The following is a 17,502-nucleotide window of genomic DNA, read 5'->3' on the forward strand; positions in this document are numbered from 1 at the left end:
AGTAAATTAGACTTATCTTTGTATCTACGCAAATTAGCGGTATTCAAAAATATTAAGTTTTTGCGAAGTATTTTAGTAACTTGATAAGTTTTGATAATTTTCAGCCCATTTTGATAAGTTTTAGCCTGGCTGCGGGGATAAGACCTTGTAAGCATCCATATACTCAGGGAATTTGCACAGCAATAGTCAGAGCGAAATGGACAACAGAGTAAACCAAAGGCATGAAGAACATAAAGTAATACAATATTTCTGCGCGGTCAAAAGACTGTTAATCCTGGCACAGATGTTTTTATCCCACAGTCTTGATGCTAGGAAAGTAATTCTACAGTTGCAGCAATATCTTCTGCCACACAAACTCTCTTGCTCAAGGTTCAGACACTCATCTGTAAAAATGCAGCCTGCTCCTCTACCTCAAAATGAAGCAGAAAGACTTAAAGCTTTGGAAGACTACAATATTCTAGATACTCTGCCCGAACAAGCATTTGACGATCTGACTGCTCTTGCTGCCTACATTTGTAAGACTCCGATCGCTTTAATCAGCTTAATTGATACCAATCGCCAGTGGTTTAAATCTAAGGTAGGGATAGAAGCCATTGAAACACCCAGAGAGTGGGCTTTTTGCTCTCACGCCATTCTTCAACCAAATAATATATTAGTAGTTCCCAACGCCATCCGGGACGATCGCTTTGCTAACAATCCTTTAGTTAAAGGTAATCCAAAGATTCGTTTTTATGCAGGTGCGCCACTCGTTACGCCTAATGGCTTCCCCATAGGGACGTTGTGTGTCATTGATACAATTCCTCGTTATCTGACCGATAAGCAGTTGGATGGACTGCACCGCTTGAGCCGTCAGGCGATCGCTCACATGGAGCTGATTAAGGAAGTTCGCAAACGCAAACAAGCAGAAATGGAAGTAAGGCAGTTATCGCTGACTGATGAACTAACAGGTTTGCATAACCGACGTGGCTTCTTCATACTAGCTGAGCAACAGTTAAAACTCGCTCACCGCATGAATGTGTCGTGTTGGGTGATCTTCATTGACTTAGACAGACTCAAACAGATTAATGATACCCTTGGTCACGACATGGGAGATGCGATGATTGTTGATGCTGCTCAAGTACTCAAACAAAGCTTTCGTAACTCGGATTTTGTTGCTCGCCTGGGTGGAGATGAGTTTATTGTTTTTGTCGCCAGCCGCTTCAAAGATGCTGATAGTATTCAGGCGCGTCTACAAAAAAATATCACCAGTTTCAATCAACAGCAAAACCGTAGTTATCAACTTTCGATGAGCATGGGGATAGAGCGTTACGCTCCAGAAAGCAATATGTCACTAGAACAACTGGTTACTAGGGCTGACGAGTTAATGTACGCTCACAAGCGCCTCAAGCAACAATCTCTCGGCTAAATATCCAAAATTCACACGCAGTTTCTATCTTCTCAGGAAAAGCTCCAGGGCGCGGCGAACATAAGCCTCCCACGGTTCAGAAGTGGGCTGGAAGATTTGAGCATAAAGACTAATCCCACTTATCAGGTCGAAGATTAAATCGCTGTCTGTGTCAGCGAATACTTCATTTCTTGTTTTTGCACGCTCAATCACGACACGAAAAGCTTGGCGTCGCGGTTGTAAGTATTTTGTCCAGTAAATCTGAGCAAACTGTGGGTTAGTTGAGGCGGTGCTGATGATTAATGCTTTTAGTTGACGATTTAGGGGGGTAAGGGTTGTTTTAGCTGCACTCTCAATAATCAGATCTAGATCGCCCCAGAAACTACCGGTGTCTGGTATCGATATCTCTTCTCTTAAACTTTCAATCGCGTCTGCGACAAGTTCTTCTTTGGAGGCATAGCGCCGATAAATGGTGGGTTTACCTACCTCAGCGCGGGCTGCGATCGCTTCAATGCTCATGCGCTCATATCCAACTTCCCCTAACAAATCCAGCGTGGCTTTGAGGATGGCTTGATGAGAGCGGATGCTCCGGGGCCGTCCAGGCGAGCTTTTGACAGGTTCACTCATGAAATTTTCATCTTCAAGCTAATTTGAGCTTTTTTACCAATTGACATGCTATCGTAAAGTTACGATACCGTTTCGTAAATAAACTAATAACTACCTTATAAAAATAATGACAACTCTATCTAAAGAGCGGCTCCCTTTACCACCTGGTAGCTTGGGTATACCTATCGTTGGCGAAATGATTAGCTATTTGCGCGACCCAGGTCGTTTTATTGAGCAGCGACAGCAGCGATATGGAACGATTTTCAAAACCCATCTATTCGGTCAGAAGACAGTTGTCCTAATTGGAGCAGAAGCAAGCCGTTTTTTGTTTGCTAATGAGGGTAAGGTCTTGGCGATGACCAACCCTTTAAGTTTCGAGGTGTTATTGGGAGCAGGTTCTATTGGGATGAAGACGGGCATCTTTCACCAAAATCTGCGTAAGCAGTTGGCACAAGCTTTCCAGCCCAGAGCTTTAGCAGGATATCTCTGCACAATGGCGGAGATCACCCGCAGTTATCTGCACAAATGGGAAAGCTTAGGCACACTGACTTGGTATCCTGAACTGAAAAAATACACCCTTGATGTTGCCAGTAAGTTGTTAGTGGGAGTTGATGCAGCTTCGGATGAGAACTTAGAAAAAGTCTATGAAACTTGGGCACAGGGGTTGTTATCAATTCCGATTCGATTTCCTAGAAGTAAGTTTGATCGCGCCGTACACGCTCGTGAGCAGCTTCTTACCAGGATTGATCAGATGATTCACCAACGTCAGCAAAATCCTTCTTCACAGCAAGATGTCTTAGGAATTTTGTTGCAAGCGCGAGATGAGCAAGGAAATCATCTAAGTCTAGAGGAAGTCAAAGATAACGTGTTGGGATTGCTGGTTGCAGGACATGAAACCTTAACTTCAGCACTAACTTCCTTGTGTTTGCTACTAGCTCAGCATCCAGAGGTGTTACAGGCTGCTCGTGCAGAACAAGAGCAACTAAGGTTCATAGAATCACTCACGCAAGAAGACTTAAAGCGAATGACCTATCTAGAGCAAGTTCTCAAGGAAGTTCTACGGGTGATACCTCCAGTTGTTCGCAGTGGAGATCGAAAAGTGCTTGAGTCGTGCGAGTTTGGTGGATACTTAATTCCCAAAGGCTGGAATGTGTTTTATCAAATTCAGGAGACTCATCAAGATAGTAATGTTTATACTGAACCTGAACGTTTTGACCCACAGCGCTTTGCTCCCGAACGGGCTGAAGACAAAAAATTCAGTTATATTCCGTTTGGTGGTGGTATTCGAGAATGTTTAGGCAAGGAGTTTGCCAGGCTAGAAATGAAGTTGTTTGCAGCATTGTTAATTCGTGAATATGAGTGGGAACTGCTTCCTGGACAAAATATCGAGAGGATTTTGCTACCGTTTTCTCGTCCTTATGATGGCTTAAAAGTGAAATTTTGGCGGCGATCGCAAGGTAATTAACTTGATAATTGGAGCTTAAAACAATGATGCTTTGATCTGGTAATTGGCTATTTGGAAACGAAACAATTCGTTTTATGATATGGTGATTTCTTGCACAAACTAACCACCTCAATTCAATGATTTATCACCGCCAATTGTCAAAATGTCTGGGATTTTTGTTTTTCTCAATAGTATTAGGATCTGATTTAGCGATCGCTCAAAATGGTGTGCAGTCATCTATTGCTAAAAGTGTGACATTTAGCTGTGATAATAGTGAAGCGACTATCAAAGCTAAAAATGGCCCCAAAGTAGTTATTGGGCAATCAACTATCTATATTGGTTATCAGCAAGTATCATCCCGGAACAAAGATCCTCGGATTATCCGTTTCGATAATGGTGTTAAGAAATGGTGTCGCAGTGACTACGAAACGACGAATGACGATGGTACAGGCTACGGATTACTTTGGGATGGAGGAAGTGTTTTGTATGGTATTTTCTCCTCTACCGGTAGCCAAACTGGTAATGATTTTCGACGCTATGCTAATGGTCGTTGGCTATCTAGTTATGGCAGCGGTGGCGGTGCGAAAATATCAGTTATAGCCCGTCTTAATCCAACTAATGGCGATGTTTACTATGCGACATTTCTGTCCGCCAAAAAGGCGAATGATGGTAAAACTAACTCTTTGGTCGTCACAAAATTATCATTGAATGGTACAAATTTGACTGTACAAGCAGATTCATGGTGGACTCCCCGTCGCGCTGATAGAAATTCCATGACATGCATTGATTCATCACCTTATAAATATACAGCTATATTTACTGGTGACTTAACAAAGGTAACTTCGGCTTCGGCAGTTAAATGTAGTTAAAAGGCTTAATTACTTGCGTAGAAGGGTGAACATGGCGTTAAGGCAGCTTAGTTAATACATCAAATAAACAGGTTGACATTTAAGCTAATGCTTATATATTATGTAAATAGTTAAGCATTAGCTTAAATATATGTTAAATCTGCAATGAGTAGACCTGTTGCCAGTGCCGATGTCTTTGTGGCGATCGCAGATCCCACACGCAGGGCGCTATTGGATCTGTTACGTATTGGTGAGCAACCAGTCAAACAACTAGCTGAACCATTTGCCATGAGTTTGCCAGCGATTTCTCAGCACCTACAGATTCTCTGTGAAGCGGACTTAGTACAAGTGCGAAAAGCGGGGCGACAGCGCTTATATCGACTCAACCCAGAGCCACTCAAGCAGATATCTAACTGGGTTGCTGATTACGAGCAGTTCTGGCAAGAAAAACTGGATGCTCTTGGCAATTATTTGGAGGAAAATTCATGCTCCGATTGAATATGGAAGTTTTCTATCCTTATCCCCCGCAACAGGTTTGGCAAGTACTTACCAACCGCCACGCATTAGCAGCGTGGTTAATGGAAAATGACTTTGAGCCGCGTTTGGGACACAAATTTCAATTTCAGCATTCGACATTGCCAGGACTGAGTGAAAACATAGACTGCGAAGTGATTGAACTTGAGGAGCCAAGACGGCTGGCCTTCACTTGGTGTGACAGTATGATGTGTCAGCTTTCAATTGTTACCTGGATACTCAAACCCGTAGATGGAGGGACTAAACTTCATCTAGAACATAAAGGGTTGAGCCAGAAAGCAATCAAGGAAAATGAACGAATGCACCTTTCTCAGCCGTGGCCCGGTAAATTTATGCATGAGTCCAAGGCGGCAATGCAGACATTAGTACCGAATAATCGTAGCTTTGCATATTCATCAACACCTATCGGTAGATATGAGACTTTAGATAGTGTTATTTTTGATTATTTTTTGAATGGTGGGTGGGACTACAGACTGAATGAAAAGTTGCCGCAAATCTTAGTTATCGAAAATGAACAACGTCAGTAAACAATTGCTTACCTTGGCGCAAAAAAACGCAGCTACATACTTAGCTAATCCAAAAGTGAAAGCAATTGGAGTCGCTGGATCTGTTGCTCGCGGACAAGCCGATGCCTACTCAGACATCGATATGAGCATTTATTACGGCGAACTCCCATCTGACGAGGAACTCAAAGCAGCGTATGAAAAAAATCAGGGGTTAGACTATAGAATCTATGCTAGCGATCGCGAAGCTGGATATATAGTTGAACAATATTTTGTCCAAGGTGTTAAGTGCGATTTTGGTCATATCACCATTCAGTGTTTGGAGCATGATTTAGAAAATTTACTACAGCAATATGATCCAGATAATCCCCTGCTGAACGTGCTAGCTGGTATTGTTGACATGCTGCCATTACATGGTGTCGAACTCATTGAAAAATGGAAGACTAAAGTAGCAAATTATCCTGAGCAATTAGCCCAAGCAATGGTGAAAAAGCATTTGCATTTTCGCGGATTATGGGTTGTAGAAAATTATGGAATCAAAAGGGATGATGTACTGTTTTTAACAGATGAATTATTGCAAGCAGTGAAGAACATCATAGGAGTACTACTGGGTTTAAATCGCTTCTACCATCCTGTAAATTCTGTGCCATTTAAGGAGATGGATAAATTCATCAATAAGATGACAATTGTCCCACCAAACCTTTCATTTCGTCTCAAGCAGATTTTTTGCGAATCTCCCGAAATTGCTGTTAGTCAATTAAATCAACTAATTGAAGAAACATTTGCTTTAGTAGAAAAGTATATGCCAGAGATAGATACAACAGAAGCTTGGCAAAATTATAAGCTGTGGTCAGACAAGTATTAGCATCAAATTAAACTGAGTTTTGGGAAAATTCAATATGGTTAAACAGACTTTTGTTGACACTGAAACTGAAACATGGTTTGACTTTGAGCCTGTTCCAGGAACAAAATTATTGTCACTAGCTGAACCAGTGCCAGAAGGTTCAATTTATAGATTACGAATGGTTGCTGGTACAGTAATTCCAGTTCACTACCATCCTTGTGATGAGTATGTCTATGTCCTTGATGGAACTATCGAAACTGCTGGACATGAATGCAAAGCAGGAACATTTTGGTTTACACCAGCTAATACCAAAAATGGGCCCCATAAAGCAATTACATCTGTTGAGATTATTACAATTCGTCTTGGGAAAATGTGAACGTTTGAGTAGTTATCAAAATCCTAACTCATTTATAAACTCAACTTAATCCATACAGTTCAGTTAAGAATTTTTTCCTTCTCTCTGTGTTCTCTGTCTTGAAAAGTTATGATCGCCGGGAGCCGGCGCTCATACTTTTCGCTGCGTCTCTGCGGTTCGTTAAAAAAATTGACTTTCACAAAAAGTATTAGCCTTAAGTGAACCGTATTGCAGTTAAAGCTAAATTTTGGAGTCACCAAATATGAATTCCACTCAACCCAGCATTCCATTTATTATACAAGAATCAGCCAAAGGTGAGCGAGCATTAGATATTTATTCGCGCTTACTTGCAGAGCGAATTATCTTTTTGCGTCACGAAGTTACAGATGAGATAGCTAACCTCATCGTTGCACAAATGCTATTTTTAGATGCTGAAGAACCAGAGCAAGATATCACCTTATATATCAATAGTCCTGGAGGTTCAGTAACAGCAGGAATGGCTATTTACGATGCAATGAACCAAGTTCGCTCAGAAGTGTGTACTGTGTGTATGGGTACTGCTGCTTCAATGGGAGCATTCTTGCTAGCTTCAGGAACTAAAGGCAAAAGATATGCTTTACCAAATGCTCGGATTATGATTCATCAACCATCAGGAAGTGCTCAGGGAAAAGCATCAGATATTGAGGTTGCAGCCAAAGAAATTTTACATTTCCGCCAATTAATTAACAACATACTCGCTGCCAATACTGGGAAATCGCCAGAGCAAATTGAACTTGACTCCGAACGCGACTTTTTCATGAGTGTCCAAGAAGCCAAAGCCTATGGATTAATTGACAATATCATCGTCAAAACATCTCCATCTATTCAATCTACAACTGACTTTGACATCGATAAATAGTAATCGAATAAAAGATAACAATATCAGTCAATAACTGATTCGTAAAAAGGATTGCAAAAATGAAAATTCTTATCATTGGTGGCACAAATTTTATTGGCCCACCTTTAGTCCGTCAATTGGTTGCAATGGGTCATGAAGTGATTCTATTTCATCGCGGAACAACCACAGCTAGTTTACCACGAGATGTGCATGAAATTTTGGGCGATCGCTCGCATTTTTGGGAGATGAGAAGCCAGTTTCAGCAGCTTTCGCCTCAAGTCGTAATAGATATGATTGCTTACACTGAGCAAGACGCGCTAACCCTGATGAACACATTTGAGGACATTGCTGGGCGTGTCGTTGTCATCAGCAGTATGGATGTGTATCGCGCATACGATGTGCTTTGGGGTAAGGAATCTGATGTTGTACCTGTACCACTTACCGAAGATTCGCCCCTGCGCCAACAACTCTGTCCCTACCGGAAAATGCCTTCTAGACCTCTGAATATGCCAGTTGATTATGAAAAGATTCTAGTGGAACGGGTAGTGATGGCGTGTGACTTACCAGGAACGATTTTACGCCTGCCAATGGTTTATGGTTCTAGAGATGTTCTGCATCGCCTATATTCCTATCTTCAGCGAATGGATGATAACCGCCCTGCTATTGTTTTGTCAGAAAGTATTGCAAGATGGCGTGGTTCTTATGGTTATGTAGAGAATATAGCGTATGCGATCGCACTAGCAACCACAAATGAAAATGCAGCTGGTCGCATCTATCATGTTGCTGAAGTAGAAGCACTTACCGAAGCTGAACGTATCACTAGAGTCGGGGAAATAGTCGGCTGGCAGGGTAAAGTTGTTGTCATACCCAATAGCCAGCTACCACAAGACCAGAAGTTGCCGCTTAACTTAGAGCAAGATTGGATTGTAGACTCAACTCGTATCCGTCAGGAGTTAGGATATCAGGAAATTGTGCCTCTAGATGAAGCACTACGGCGAACTATTGATTGGCAGAAAACTCATCCACCCCAAGAACCGCAGCAGTTTGCGATGCCGTGGTTGCTAGATTCTGCAACAGAAGACTTAATTCTGGCAGATTTTAAGTCCAATATAAAATCTCAGCATCAGGATAGCGCCGTTGAATCTCATCCTCAAAAAAGCGCTTCATAGCCTTCATTGTGCCAGCGTCGTAAACGTACTTAATACCACCAAACTTATTACGCTTGATACTGCGTTTTGCTTCGTCCATGTCTAGCTTTGATTGGGGATACCAAGTTTGCAACACCTCTTTCGACCCTGGTGTAAAGCGATGGGAAATTAGCTCAAAAGTGAGGTCACAATCCATATCCAGCGCTTCACTAATCGAGTCAAACAATCGACTATAGTGCATTTGCCAATTATCTATAGGCATAATTGGCGCGATAACCAGCCCTACTGGATAGCCACCACCACCGCGCTCTCGTGGTAACGCCAACTGCCGTAATGCCGCAAGCCGTGATGCTACCGATGCTGTACCACCTTCAAACTTACCAGAAATAGGTGCTGCATTGACACTCATCCGGCAACGGGTATGACCGTTGTGAGGTAGGTCGAGTAAGCCATCCACCGCAGAGAATTTTGATACCCAGCGTAGATGTGCATCAGTCCGAGTACCAAAATAACGGATACATTCAGCCAGGCTACCTGTCAGATGCTCAATACCCAATGGGTCAGTGTAACAGCTGACCTCATAAGTTGTTACCTGTCCTGGTCGTTCATAGGCTGCTAAATTCTCTAATATTAGCGGCAAATTGGCATAGGTGCGGATAACAGGCGGCCCCGATAAACTACCTGCGAGATAACAGTATTGGCAATGTGCAGGACAACCCTCAGCAAGATGAAATTGCCAATCAGCAGATGGGGGGATAGGACTAAGTTTGAAATGACTAGGTGGAGCAGTCACAACCGCTAAGGTGCGCTTGGCAATATTGTAAGTTTCGCGCTCGTCTTCACCGCGTAAACCTGTAAGGCGGTTGCGTGGTAACTCTTCTATTGGTAAGTTTAGTGACTGGACACGCGCTAAAATTTGCTGTCCCCAAGGCTCATCTAATGCAGCAGGTGTAAACATCACCCGTTCAGGCATCCATAACCTTGCTGGTCGTATTTGTGTGTCTGTTCCCGAATGGTCTGTAATTGTATTCAGCAATATCGTTCTCCGTTATTTATCTTGCTGATATCTGCAAAAATTCTCTAGGATTTGTTAAATTCGTCGCTTTAGTAAAATTCTGTTGAGGTAAAAGCGCTTTTTGTAGCTTAACTTTATTTTACAATCTGGACTGAGAACTCTCAAACCATAAATGAAGCGGATTTTACTCATTTGAGAGTAGTAGTTTCCGGTTGTAATTGTGTTTGATACAAATGCTAGATAACATATAAACAGCCGTTCTAATGTCATTTTTGAACTTTTAATAAATGTAAAGCTATGATTTCTCACGATTACAATGCAATTGATGTTGAAGAAAAACTGCTTCGACAAATCGAAATTAAAGAAAATCAGCTAAAAATTGCCCAAGAGTCTAATATGGTCTATGTGGCAGAAGCAATAGAAAGCGAATTGCTAAAGTTACGTTCTCAATTACCAGAACCACAAGAGCAAGAATTGCAAGCATTGATGAGTTTGTTAGACGATTAAATTTTATAGTTAAAGAATGCGATCGCAGAACCCAAAAATATCATAATTTCTGATGTTAACGCTTGATTTTGAGAAGAAATAATCAATGGAATAATTGCTCGTTAAGCTTTAACATCAGCCAAAAGGTAGAACTTTAGCTGATTACTTTCTAACTTTAGATAGTTTAATCTGAATCAAATAAATTTAGAACTAAAAGCAGAGGTATTAAATACTTTTGTTTTCTATTGTATGTAATACCTATGTGGTAAATGGAGGTAGTCAATTATGACAGCTCAAATAAACACTTCTGATTTACTGGTAGAGTTACCTGAAGAAGAACAGGAACTTCAAAGCGGAGGTTACTGGGGTCACTATGGAAGACCTTGGGGCTACTATGGCAAACCTTGGGGTTACTACGGAAGACCTTGGGGCTACTACGGAAAACCTTGGGGTTGGGGTGGCGGTGGTTGGCGATATTAAATTGATATAGCCATGTTTAAGACGTAACATTTTTGTTGCTAAACTATAGCCCGCCTGCGATTCCAATCGCAGGCTAATAGCCCAAAGCCTTTCTTAGTCTTCTTGAGAAGAACTTTAGCTATTAGCTTGGAAATTTATTCCCAAGTTAATAGCAATGATGCAATAAATTGATAAAGACTTATAGTCTGAAGGCGATTCTTAAGCTGTTAGCATAAAAATTCAACCACAGATAAACACAGATGAACACCGATAATTTATCGATGTTCATCTGTAGTTCTAAATAAAAGAAGGATATTTTATCTATAATCCTGCTTTTGAATACTCCCTAAACGAGCAGCATCACGAATGTTATACTCAGGACGAGTAAAGCGATTTAGCTGCATCTCAAAGAAATCTCGATTTGCTTGTAAATGTCTCGGATTGGGGTCATCTAAAGGATATAAAAGTGCTGTCCGCAATGCCTGAATTACCGCAGAAGTCACACAATACATTGACCGTTGGAAACTAACCCCCAACTGAATCAACATATCTTCTTCACCACGGCAATGTTTGCTGTAGTAATCAACAAGATACGGTGGCAAAAAATGCAACATATCTTGCATTAACAATGTAGGCGGAATACCAGCAGTACCAACTGGAAACACATCTGCATAAAGAATGCCATAGTGGAAGTCTTTTTGATCTTCCGGTACTTGACGTGCTTGAGCATTATAAGATTTTGTACCCCGGAAAGGAGCAGTACGATAGAAAACTGCTTCTACATAAGGTAATGCGGCTTCATATAGCCACATGAAGCCTTTAGATTTGGGGATAATTTCATAACATTCGCCACGAATATAAACATGATGATAAATGGGACGGCCTGCGATCGCAAATATACCATTGACTAAGAAATTCATCGCCTCTGGGACGCTGGCAATTGTGCCTTCGTCATAGCGGTCAGACATTTCAAAGAACACTGGGGCCATGATTTCCCAGAACAAGCCCAGGTTAGCGTAGTAAGACATCTGGCGGCACTGTTCCAAAAACATATCTGGGAACAGCTTATACAGTCCCAGCATCACTGGGTTGCCTTGGAAGTAAGCTTTAATTGCCCTATCGGCGTTGGCTTTGTATTCTTCTGAGTCTAGATAAGGGTCAAATTGCCCACCCATACCTCTATGCCACAGCATTGCTCGCATACAGGCTTCCGCAAATTCCATGTTTATGCGATCGTGGAATAAGTGATGCAACAACTTTGGCATTTTGAAGGTTTCACCTTTCTCGATAAATGCCAACAGTTCTGGATGAGCAGTAGCTTCACCTCGCCAAATTCGTAAATCAGCATCATCCCCAGCATAATGATTATGCAGCTCTAAATACTCTTTGGGTAAGAAGTATTTAAAGAAGGGAAGCGGGTTTAAAAATTCGCGTTCGGCAATATAAAGCAAATCACGCCAGTAAAAATCCATCGGCACGGCATAAGCTTTATATAAACCGATGATTTGCATTAAATTTTCTAGCGTATCTGGCAACATTGCACCGCCTGCTTCTAAGCGATGAATTACTTCAGCAAATTCATGCTGGGAAGGAGGTAACTTAGTCGCTGTCTTAGTTGCTGTCATATTAATGGTGTTTGCTAAATTGCGTAAATTTCTAGTGAATCGAATTTACAAACTCTGCGCCCCTTTGCCTTAAACTCTGCGTTCCTTTGCGTTTAAATTCCATCTCTCAATTATTTACCGCTTGAGAAATGACAGTTTTTTCCAAGGAGGGAATTGCAGCCACCATTGCTGTAGTTGTGGGTTCACTCCAACGCACTAACCAAGTGGGTTGTACTCCTAAAAAGATAATCAGCGCTGCCAAAATTAGAGATGGCATTTTCTCAGACCATAAAACTTTGGGATAGTAGGCTATGTTATCGAGTTTGCCAAAACAGGTACGATTGAGGAGGATGACAAAATAAACTGCGGTTAATCCACTAGCCACTACACACAACAATGTGGGGATGGGAAAGACCGAGAAACTGCCTTGAAAAACAATAAATTCAGCGATGAATCCTGTTAAACCAGGAATACCAGCACTAGCCATCCCGCTTAAAACCAGCAAGGCACTAATTAGGGGTAAACCGCGTATGGGACTCATTAAGCCATTGAGTTTATCTAACTCGCGTGTGCCAACTTTCGCTTCTACGACTCCCACCAAATGGAAGAGAATGGCAAGGATTATGCCGTGGCTAAACATTTGGGCGACAGCACCAACAAGTGCTAGGGGAGTACCGGCGGCGCTAGCTAACAATATATAGCCCATGTGACCGACGGAGCTGTATGCTACCATGCGCTTGATATCTTTTTGAGCGATCGCAATTACTGCCCCATAGATAGCACTGATTGCTCCCCAAATTGCCAAAGTCGGCGCGATAGTACTCCACGTTTGGGGAAACATACCCAAACCAAACCGCAACAGTCCGTATGTTCCTAGCTTTGCCAACACGCCACCAAGAAGAATTGCAATTGGTGCTGAAGCTTCAACATAAGCATCTGGCAACCAAGTATGAAAAGGAACCAGGGGAATTTTGATGCCAAAACCTAATACTATCCCTGCCAGTAGAAGGATTTGCTTTGCTGTTGACAGGTTTTCTGTAGAGATTCCATCAACAGCAAAACTAGTAGAACCAGTCAACCAGACCACGCCTAAGAAGCTCGCTAGAATAAATGCCCCTGAAACAGCGGTATAAATCAGGAATTTAATACCAGCGTAAGCCCGCTTTTCTCCTCCCCAAATAGAAATCAGCAGATAAAAAGGGATTAATTCAAGCTCATAGAACAAGAAAAATAGCAGCAAATTTTCTGCTAAAAAAGCACCGGCAACCCCACCACTAACTAATAAAACCATCGAGTAAAAAAGCCGGGGACGTTCAGTTTGTTGATTACTGCTGTAAATAGCAATCCAGGTGAGCAGGCTATTTAACACCAACATCAAGATTGATAGTCCGTCAACTCCTAATTGATAGCTCAAGCCAAGGGTTTCATTCCAGGGTAGATACTCTTGAAATTGCATCTCTGGATTACTGATATCAAATTTCAGCAATATAAAAAGATTCCAGACAAGAACTATTCCCGAAAAGAATAATGCTCCTAAACGAATTCGATTAGCGGAGAAACTTCCAGGTAATAATACTATAACAACTGAGGCTAAAATCGGAAGCCAAATTAATACACTTAACATGGTAATTTTAAATGCGAAAAAGCTGTTAACAACTAGTGCCTTCAAAATCCTTTTGGAAAATTTCCCATTCCAAATAAAAGATTTGTTTTTTAATTTTACATGGAGTGATCGCGCAGTGTCTTCGTAAGATAAATGATAGTCATTAATCCTTATACAAATGACAAAAGACTAATGACTAATCGCTAATGACAAAAATGCTAGCCGAGTACGGTGACTTTGCCAGTATCCAAATCGTAATAACCCCCGACTATCTTCAGTTTGTTTGTTTTGATTAATTCAGCTAAAACTGGAGATGCTTTCAATTTAACAACTTGTGCCAAAACATTTGCTTTGCTGGCATTTTCTAACTTGTCCCCTGGTTGGGTTTTTGATTGTTCTATACCAGGTTTAATAGCATCTAATAAACTGGCAATTTGTCCTGGTACTTGAGCGCCTTTCATTGTGGCTTCTACTGCACCACATCTTTTATGACCCAGTAACATGATGACTTTAGTGCCTAATACTAAGCTGCCAAATTCTAGGCTACCAATTTCTTCTGGTGTAGCAATATTACCAGCTACACGGCAGACAAATAAATCTCCAAGCCCCTGGTCAAAAATAATCTCCGAAGGAACTCGTGAATCTGCACAACCCAAAATAGAAGCATAGGGTTTTTGACCTTTAGCAACTTCCAATAAACGTGTATAGCCTTGGTTAGGATTTCGACGTTTTCTTTTGACAAACCTGTCATTTCCGTCTAGTAATTCTTGCAGTGCTTTTTCGGGGGTTATGTCATCTTTTGCTGAGGCTTGTTCGGGTGCAATTAAGTTTGCACCTATTCCTGCTGCCACCACTCCTGTACCGATCGCACCTGCACCAAATTTGAGTAAACCTCTTCTGGAAATATTTACTTGAGACTGTTTTTTGCTCACTTGATTCTCCTCACAACATTAAACTGTTAGTCTGGATTGAAATGGTCACTACCACACGAATGTAGAGATTTAAAACATCAAATCTAAAAACTGTACTCCCCAGAATGGCCAAGTTACCCACATTCCTAAAGCGCTTACCCCTAAAAGCACTGTGAATGCATAAAACTGGGTTTGTCCAGAGGTACTGTACTTGAGACTTTCGCCACCTAATAGTGAAAACAAACCAACCATATTAACGATGCCATCGACTACAAAGCGGTCAATCATATCGGCAAGTTTGGAAATTTGGGCAACGCCGAAAATGACGGTCATCCGATAGATTTTTGGGGTATAGAAATCGTATGCCAGTAAGTCTTGTAAACCTTTCCAAGGCAGACGAATAGGTTTAGGAATATTACCTAAATAGATCACACCACCAACACTACAACCGAAAATAGTCGACCAAATTAAAAGTAGGGCAACATCTTTATTTAGGTTTGTCCAATCGGGTAAGAGCGATAAGCTTTGTAATATTAAGGGAAGATGTAAGGCAAAGCCGAGTAAAATCACCATTGGCAGAACCATCGGCCAGTGAGCTTCAGGCGATCGCTCACTCATCTGTGTCCGTTTACCACCAAAAAGTAGACCGAATTCTCTGGTTAAACTAAAGGCTGTTAAAGCGTTGACGGCTATTATCACTCCTACTAACCAAGGTTGCGTTCCCCACAGCCCATCTGCTAACTTCATCAACGCCCAAAAACTACCCAAGGGCGGAAAACCAATTAACCCCAAAGTCCCGACGATAAAAGCTAATCCTGAGATGGGACGGCGTGACCACAATCCGCCTAATTGGGTGACATCTTGGGTGATGCTGTTCCAGATAATTCCCCCAGTACTCATTACCAACAGGGCTGCTGATATGGCATGGGTAAGTACCAACAAGAGTGCGGCTTCGTCTTGCTGTATTCCCACAGCAATGAACACTAAGCCCATGTAAGCACTGACAGAATAAGATAAACAGCGTTTGAGGTCAACTTGAGCGATCGCAATTAAAGAAGCGCCCACCGCTGTCACCGCCCCAATCGCTACTATGGCTGAGGAAACTATGGGCGACAGAGTTAACACAGGTTGCAATTTAATCAGCACCCATGCACCACTAGCAACTACTACCGAGTTACGTAAAATCGTACTCGGAACAGGGCCTTCCATAGCTTCATCCAACCACAGATGTAGGGGAAACTGGGCGCATTTGCCCATCGGCCCAGCAATTAAGGCTAAACCTACTAACGCCATAGTCGTAGGGTTAACATCCGCTGTCGCTGCCCATTGCGCTAGTTCTGGATAACTCCAAGTTCCAGCAAGGGGCCATAGTGCTAACACCCCCATCAGCAAAAACAAGTCTCCCACCCGCTTTGTTAAAAAAGCATCTCTCGCACCTGAAACTACCAACGGCTGACTAAACCATAAGCCGACAAGTAGGTAGGTTCCTAGTGTGAGGACTTCCAGAATTACATAACTAAAGAACAAGTTATTACACAAGGCAAGGGCGCACAATCCGGCTTCAAATAATCCCAATAAGGAATAGAAACGTCCCCAACCCCAATCCATTTCCATGTAACCAATTGCAAATATCTGCGCTAACAAATTCAAGCCACAAATGACAACTAACGCGCCGACACTTACAGAGGAAATTTCTAAAGCAATGGTCAAGTCTAAACCAGCCGTAGATAGCCAAGGAATAAATACTTCTTGGGGCGGTTGATTCCAAGTAGCTTGTAATGCGATCGCGCTATGAACGAACGCCAAAAATGTCATTACCAAATTGACATAACCAGCCGGTCTTGGCCCGGTGTGACGAATGATCCCCGGCGACCACGGCACAGCCAACAGCCCACCCATTAATGCATAGCACGGAACTAGCCAAACAGTCTCAAGTAGAAACTGAGCCATCAAAGCACCTCTAGATTTGCAGTCAAACTTGTAGGGTTTTAAAATCAACAAACGTTGATCCCCTTAAACCCAGCTATCGCAGTTAAGACAAATTTATCTTTTTTTAATTTTGTTATAAATAGCTTACATTTATATTTGCTCAAATGGAATAACTTAAACTAAATAAATTAGCGATATTTAATCTAATTAATTCTTATATCATTGTGTATTTGATTTCCCAATAATCACTATTATCTCTAATCTATAGAATACATAAGAGTTTACTCAATAGTTACGATTGGTTTTTAATAATTGACATAAATGACAAGAGACGCCATGAATCGCGTCTCTGCAAGTCGGCTAAGTATAATTACACTTAGAGGATTTTGTCAACCTGGCAAGTATAAGCAACAATCGCAGGCATTTGGTCAACTTGACTAATAGGGGCGGGTTTCATGTCCCGGTAGTCCAGCAGTTGGACTAAGATGAGGTAGGCGATCGCCAACAGAATAGAAATCGCGCCTGTAATCACGGCAACTATTTTTGAGCGGTTCATTAGTAATTCCTATAATGCTGATTGTGCTGTGTCTATATCCACATTAATACTTGAGACACACACCACACATTTACCAACTCATACATAGCGACGAATGAAATGCTACAACCTCCACTGCTTCAGCTTCCTGCATAGCTTCACGCAAAGCTTGCTCAAAACCAGGGACATTCAAAAGTTCTGCCGTCGCCTCGTTTTCTTCTCATGACAGAAGTGAATGCTATCACCAAGAAGCCATAGAAGCTTACCAATGTGCGATCGCTAAAATGACCGAAATCGCACCTGTAAGAATAGCGATTAATTCTGAACGTTCCATCAATATTTCCTGTAATGCAAGTAGAATAACTGTATTGAGTCATCGATGAGAATTGCGTAGGCGCAGCCCAACCTAGGTATCGC

19 protein-coding genes are annotated in these 17,502 nt (G+C 41.8%); 11 read left to right on the forward strand and 8 right to left on the reverse strand.

Translation table 11 applies throughout. The features are described 5' to 3' along the window. Positions 1–391: 391 nt before the first annotated feature. The gene (locus HCR01_RS40425; protein WP_193196640.1) at positions 392–1,405 is read left to right on the forward strand and encodes a diguanylate cyclase domain-containing protein; all 1,014 of its coding nucleotides are present in this window, start codon (positions 392–394) and stop codon (positions 1,403–1,405) included. A 24-nt stretch (positions 1,406–1,429) separates the two neighbouring features. On the opposite strand, the gene HCR01_RS13310 is transcribed toward HCR01_RS40425, so the two are convergent. Beyond that, positions 1,430–2,011: a TetR/AcrR family transcriptional regulator gene (locus tag HCR01_RS13310; protein ID WP_193196641.1), complete on the reverse strand. Its 582-nt coding sequence runs from the start codon at positions 2,009–2,011 to the stop codon at positions 1,430–1,432. Positions 2,012–2,117: 106 nt separating this feature from the next. Between HCR01_RS13310 and HCR01_RS13315 the strand changes: the two genes are divergently transcribed. From HCR01_RS13315 to HCR01_RS13350, 8 genes are all read left to right on the forward strand, one after another. Then, positions 2,118–3,455, forward strand: a complete 1,338-nt coding sequence (locus tag HCR01_RS13315; protein ID WP_193196642.1) for a cytochrome P450 — start codon at positions 2,118–2,120, stop codon at positions 3,453–3,455. Between the two features lie 116 nt (positions 3,456–3,571). Further along, positions 3,572–4,303: a hypothetical protein gene (locus HCR01_RS13320; protein WP_193196643.1), complete on the forward strand. Its 732-nt coding sequence runs from the start codon at positions 3,572–3,574 to the stop codon at positions 4,301–4,303. 144 nt (positions 4,304–4,447) lie between these two features. Next, on the forward strand, positions 4,448–4,780 hold the full coding sequence (locus HCR01_RS13325) for an ArsR/SmtB family transcription factor (protein WP_162398562.1): 333 nt from the start codon (positions 4,448–4,450) through the stop codon (positions 4,778–4,780). After that, positions 4,768–5,343: an SRPBCC family protein gene (locus HCR01_RS13330; RefSeq protein ID WP_193196644.1), complete on the forward strand. Its 576-nt coding sequence runs from the start codon at positions 4,768–4,770 to the stop codon at positions 5,341–5,343. Before HCR01_RS13325 ends, HCR01_RS13330 begins: the two co-directional genes overlap by 13 nt. After that, a complete protein-coding gene (locus HCR01_RS13335) occupies positions 5,327–6,184 on the forward strand; it encodes a nucleotidyltransferase domain-containing protein (RefSeq protein ID WP_193196645.1) in 858 nt (285 codons plus the stop codon). The genes HCR01_RS13330 and HCR01_RS13335 overlap by 17 nt, the downstream gene beginning before the upstream one ends. 34 nt (positions 6,185–6,218) lie before the next feature. Continuing rightward, positions 6,219–6,539 carry a cupin domain-containing protein gene (locus tag HCR01_RS13340; RefSeq protein WP_193196646.1) on the forward strand — a complete coding sequence of 107 codons (321 nt, stop codon included), beginning with the start codon at positions 6,219–6,221 and terminating at the stop codon, positions 6,537–6,539. Between the two features lie 241 nt (positions 6,540–6,780). Next, positions 6,781–7,416, forward strand: coding sequence for an ATP-dependent Clp protease proteolytic subunit (locus HCR01_RS13345; protein ID WP_193196647.1), 636 nt, complete (start codon positions 6,781–6,783; stop codon positions 7,414–7,416). A gap of 59 nt (positions 7,417–7,475) precedes the next feature. Next, the gene (locus tag HCR01_RS13350) at positions 7,476–8,564 is read left to right on the forward strand and encodes an NAD-dependent epimerase/dehydratase family protein (protein WP_193196648.1); all 1,089 of its coding nucleotides are present in this window, start codon (positions 7,476–7,478) and stop codon (positions 8,562–8,564) included. On the opposite strand, the gene HCR01_RS13355 is transcribed toward HCR01_RS13350, so the two are convergent. Next, a complete protein-coding gene (locus HCR01_RS13355) occupies positions 8,494–9,516 on the reverse strand; it encodes a spore photoproduct lyase family protein (RefSeq protein WP_193196757.1) in 1,023 nt (340 codons plus the stop codon). The two genes, HCR01_RS13350 and HCR01_RS13355, sit on opposite strands and share 71 nt — an antisense overlap. A gap of 339 nt (positions 9,517–9,855) precedes the next feature. Between HCR01_RS13355 and HCR01_RS13360 the strand changes: the two genes are divergently transcribed. Together HCR01_RS13360 and HCR01_RS13365 are read left to right on the forward strand one after the other, a co-directional pair. Next, complete coding sequence (locus tag HCR01_RS13360; RefSeq protein WP_193196649.1) at positions 9,856–10,065, forward strand: hypothetical protein; 210 nt, start codon at positions 9,856–9,858, stop codon at positions 10,063–10,065. A gap of 264 nt (positions 10,066–10,329) precedes the next feature. Beyond that, entirely contained in the window at positions 10,330–10,524 is a 195-nt protein-coding gene (locus HCR01_RS13365) for a hypothetical protein (protein WP_193196650.1), read from the forward strand. 296 nt (positions 10,525–10,820) lie between these two features. On the opposite strand, the gene HCR01_RS13370 is transcribed toward HCR01_RS13365, so the two are convergent. From HCR01_RS13370 to HCR01_RS13395, 6 genes are all read right to left on the reverse strand, one after another. Next, positions 10,821–12,128 carry a CO2 hydration protein gene (locus tag HCR01_RS13370; protein WP_193196651.1) on the reverse strand — a complete coding sequence of 436 codons (1,308 nt, stop codon included), beginning with the start codon at positions 12,126–12,128 and terminating at the stop codon, positions 10,821–10,823. Between the two features lie 106 nt (positions 12,129–12,234). Continuing rightward, positions 12,235–13,731: an NADH-quinone oxidoreductase subunit M gene (locus HCR01_RS13375; protein ID WP_193196652.1), complete on the reverse strand. Its 1,497-nt coding sequence runs from the start codon at positions 13,729–13,731 to the stop codon at positions 12,235–12,237. Positions 13,732–13,928: 197 nt separating this feature from the next. Further along, positions 13,929–14,642, reverse strand: a complete 714-nt coding sequence (locus HCR01_RS13380; RefSeq protein ID WP_193196653.1) for a carbonic anhydrase — start codon at positions 14,640–14,642, stop codon at positions 13,929–13,931. 69 nt (positions 14,643–14,711) lie between these two features. Beyond that, positions 14,712–16,571, reverse strand: coding sequence for an NAD(P)H-quinone oxidoreductase subunit F (locus HCR01_RS13385; protein WP_193196654.1), 1,860 nt, complete (start codon positions 16,569–16,571; stop codon positions 14,712–14,714). Between the two features lie 355 nt (positions 16,572–16,926). Next, positions 16,927–17,106 carry a hypothetical protein gene (locus tag HCR01_RS13390; protein WP_162398573.1) on the reverse strand — a complete coding sequence of 60 codons (180 nt, stop codon included), beginning with the start codon at positions 17,104–17,106 and terminating at the stop codon, positions 16,927–16,929. Positions 17,107–17,258: 152 nt separating this feature from the next. Then, positions 17,259–17,462 carry a hypothetical protein gene (locus HCR01_RS13395; RefSeq protein ID WP_193196655.1) on the reverse strand — a complete coding sequence of 68 codons (204 nt, stop codon included), beginning with the start codon at positions 17,460–17,462 and terminating at the stop codon, positions 17,259–17,261. Positions 17,463–17,502: the final 40 nt, after the last annotated feature.

The organism is Nostoc sp. MG11 (assembly GCF_014904695.1).
Lineage (GTDB): Bacteria > Cyanobacteriota > Cyanobacteriia > Cyanobacteriales > Nostocaceae > Komarekiella.

What these genes read in the sequence shown, in the direction of transcription:
- HCR01_RS13390 (WP_162398573.1), bottom strand. Translation starts at nt 17,106, where the DNA reads ATGAACCGCTCAAAAATAGTTGCCGTGATTACAGGCGCGATTTCTATT.
- HCR01_RS13325 (WP_162398562.1), top strand. Translation starts at nt 4,448, where the DNA reads ATGAGTAGACCTGTTGCCAGTGCCGATGTCTTTGTGGCGATCGCAGAT.
- HCR01_RS13335 (WP_193196645.1), top strand. Translation starts at nt 5,327, where the DNA reads ATGAACAACGTCAGTAAACAATTGCTTACCTTGGCGCAAAAAAACGCA.
- HCR01_RS13375 (WP_193196652.1), bottom strand. Translation starts at nt 13,731, where the DNA reads ATGTTAAGTGTATTAATTTGGCTTCCGATTTTAGCCTCAGTTGTTATA.
- HCR01_RS13360 (WP_193196649.1), top strand. Translation starts at nt 9,856, where the DNA reads ATGATTTCTCACGATTACAATGCAATTGATGTTGAAGAAAAACTGCTT.
- HCR01_RS13330 (WP_193196644.1), top strand. Translation starts at nt 4,768, where the DNA reads ATGCTCCGATTGAATATGGAAGTTTTCTATCCTTATCCCCCGCAACAG.
- HCR01_RS13350 (WP_193196648.1), top strand. Translation starts at nt 7,476, where the DNA reads ATGAAAATTCTTATCATTGGTGGCACAAATTTTATTGGCCCACCTTTA.
- HCR01_RS13365 (WP_193196650.1), top strand. Translation starts at nt 10,330, where the DNA reads ATGACAGCTCAAATAAACACTTCTGATTTACTGGTAGAGTTACCTGAA.
- HCR01_RS40425 (WP_193196640.1), top strand. Translation starts at nt 392, where the DNA reads ATGCAGCCTGCTCCTCTACCTCAAAATGAAGCAGAAAGACTTAAAGCT.
- HCR01_RS13385 (WP_193196654.1), bottom strand. Translation starts at nt 16,571, where the DNA reads ATGGCTCAGTTTCTACTTGAGACTGTTTGGCTAGTTCCGTGCTATGCA.
- HCR01_RS13310 (WP_193196641.1), bottom strand. Translation starts at nt 2,011, where the DNA reads ATGAGTGAACCTGTCAAAAGCTCGCCTGGACGGCCCCGGAGCATCCGC.
- HCR01_RS13355 (WP_193196757.1), bottom strand. Translation starts at nt 9,516, where the DNA reads ATGCCTGAACGGGTGATGTTTACACCTGCTGCATTAGATGAGCCTTGG.
- HCR01_RS13395 (WP_193196655.1), bottom strand. Translation starts at nt 17,462, where the DNA reads ATGACTCAATACAGTTATTCTACTTGCATTACAGGAAATATTGATGGA.
- HCR01_RS13340 (WP_193196646.1), top strand. Translation starts at nt 6,219, where the DNA reads ATGGTTAAACAGACTTTTGTTGACACTGAAACTGAAACATGGTTTGAC.
- HCR01_RS13320 (WP_193196643.1), top strand. Translation starts at nt 3,572, where the DNA reads ATGATTTATCACCGCCAATTGTCAAAATGTCTGGGATTTTTGTTTTTC.
- HCR01_RS13370 (WP_193196651.1), bottom strand. Translation starts at nt 12,128, where the DNA reads ATGACAGCAACTAAGACAGCGACTAAGTTACCTCCTTCCCAGCATGAA.
- HCR01_RS13345 (WP_193196647.1), top strand. Translation starts at nt 6,781, where the DNA reads ATGAATTCCACTCAACCCAGCATTCCATTTATTATACAAGAATCAGCC.
- HCR01_RS13315 (WP_193196642.1), top strand. Translation starts at nt 2,118, where the DNA reads ATGACAACTCTATCTAAAGAGCGGCTCCCTTTACCACCTGGTAGCTTG.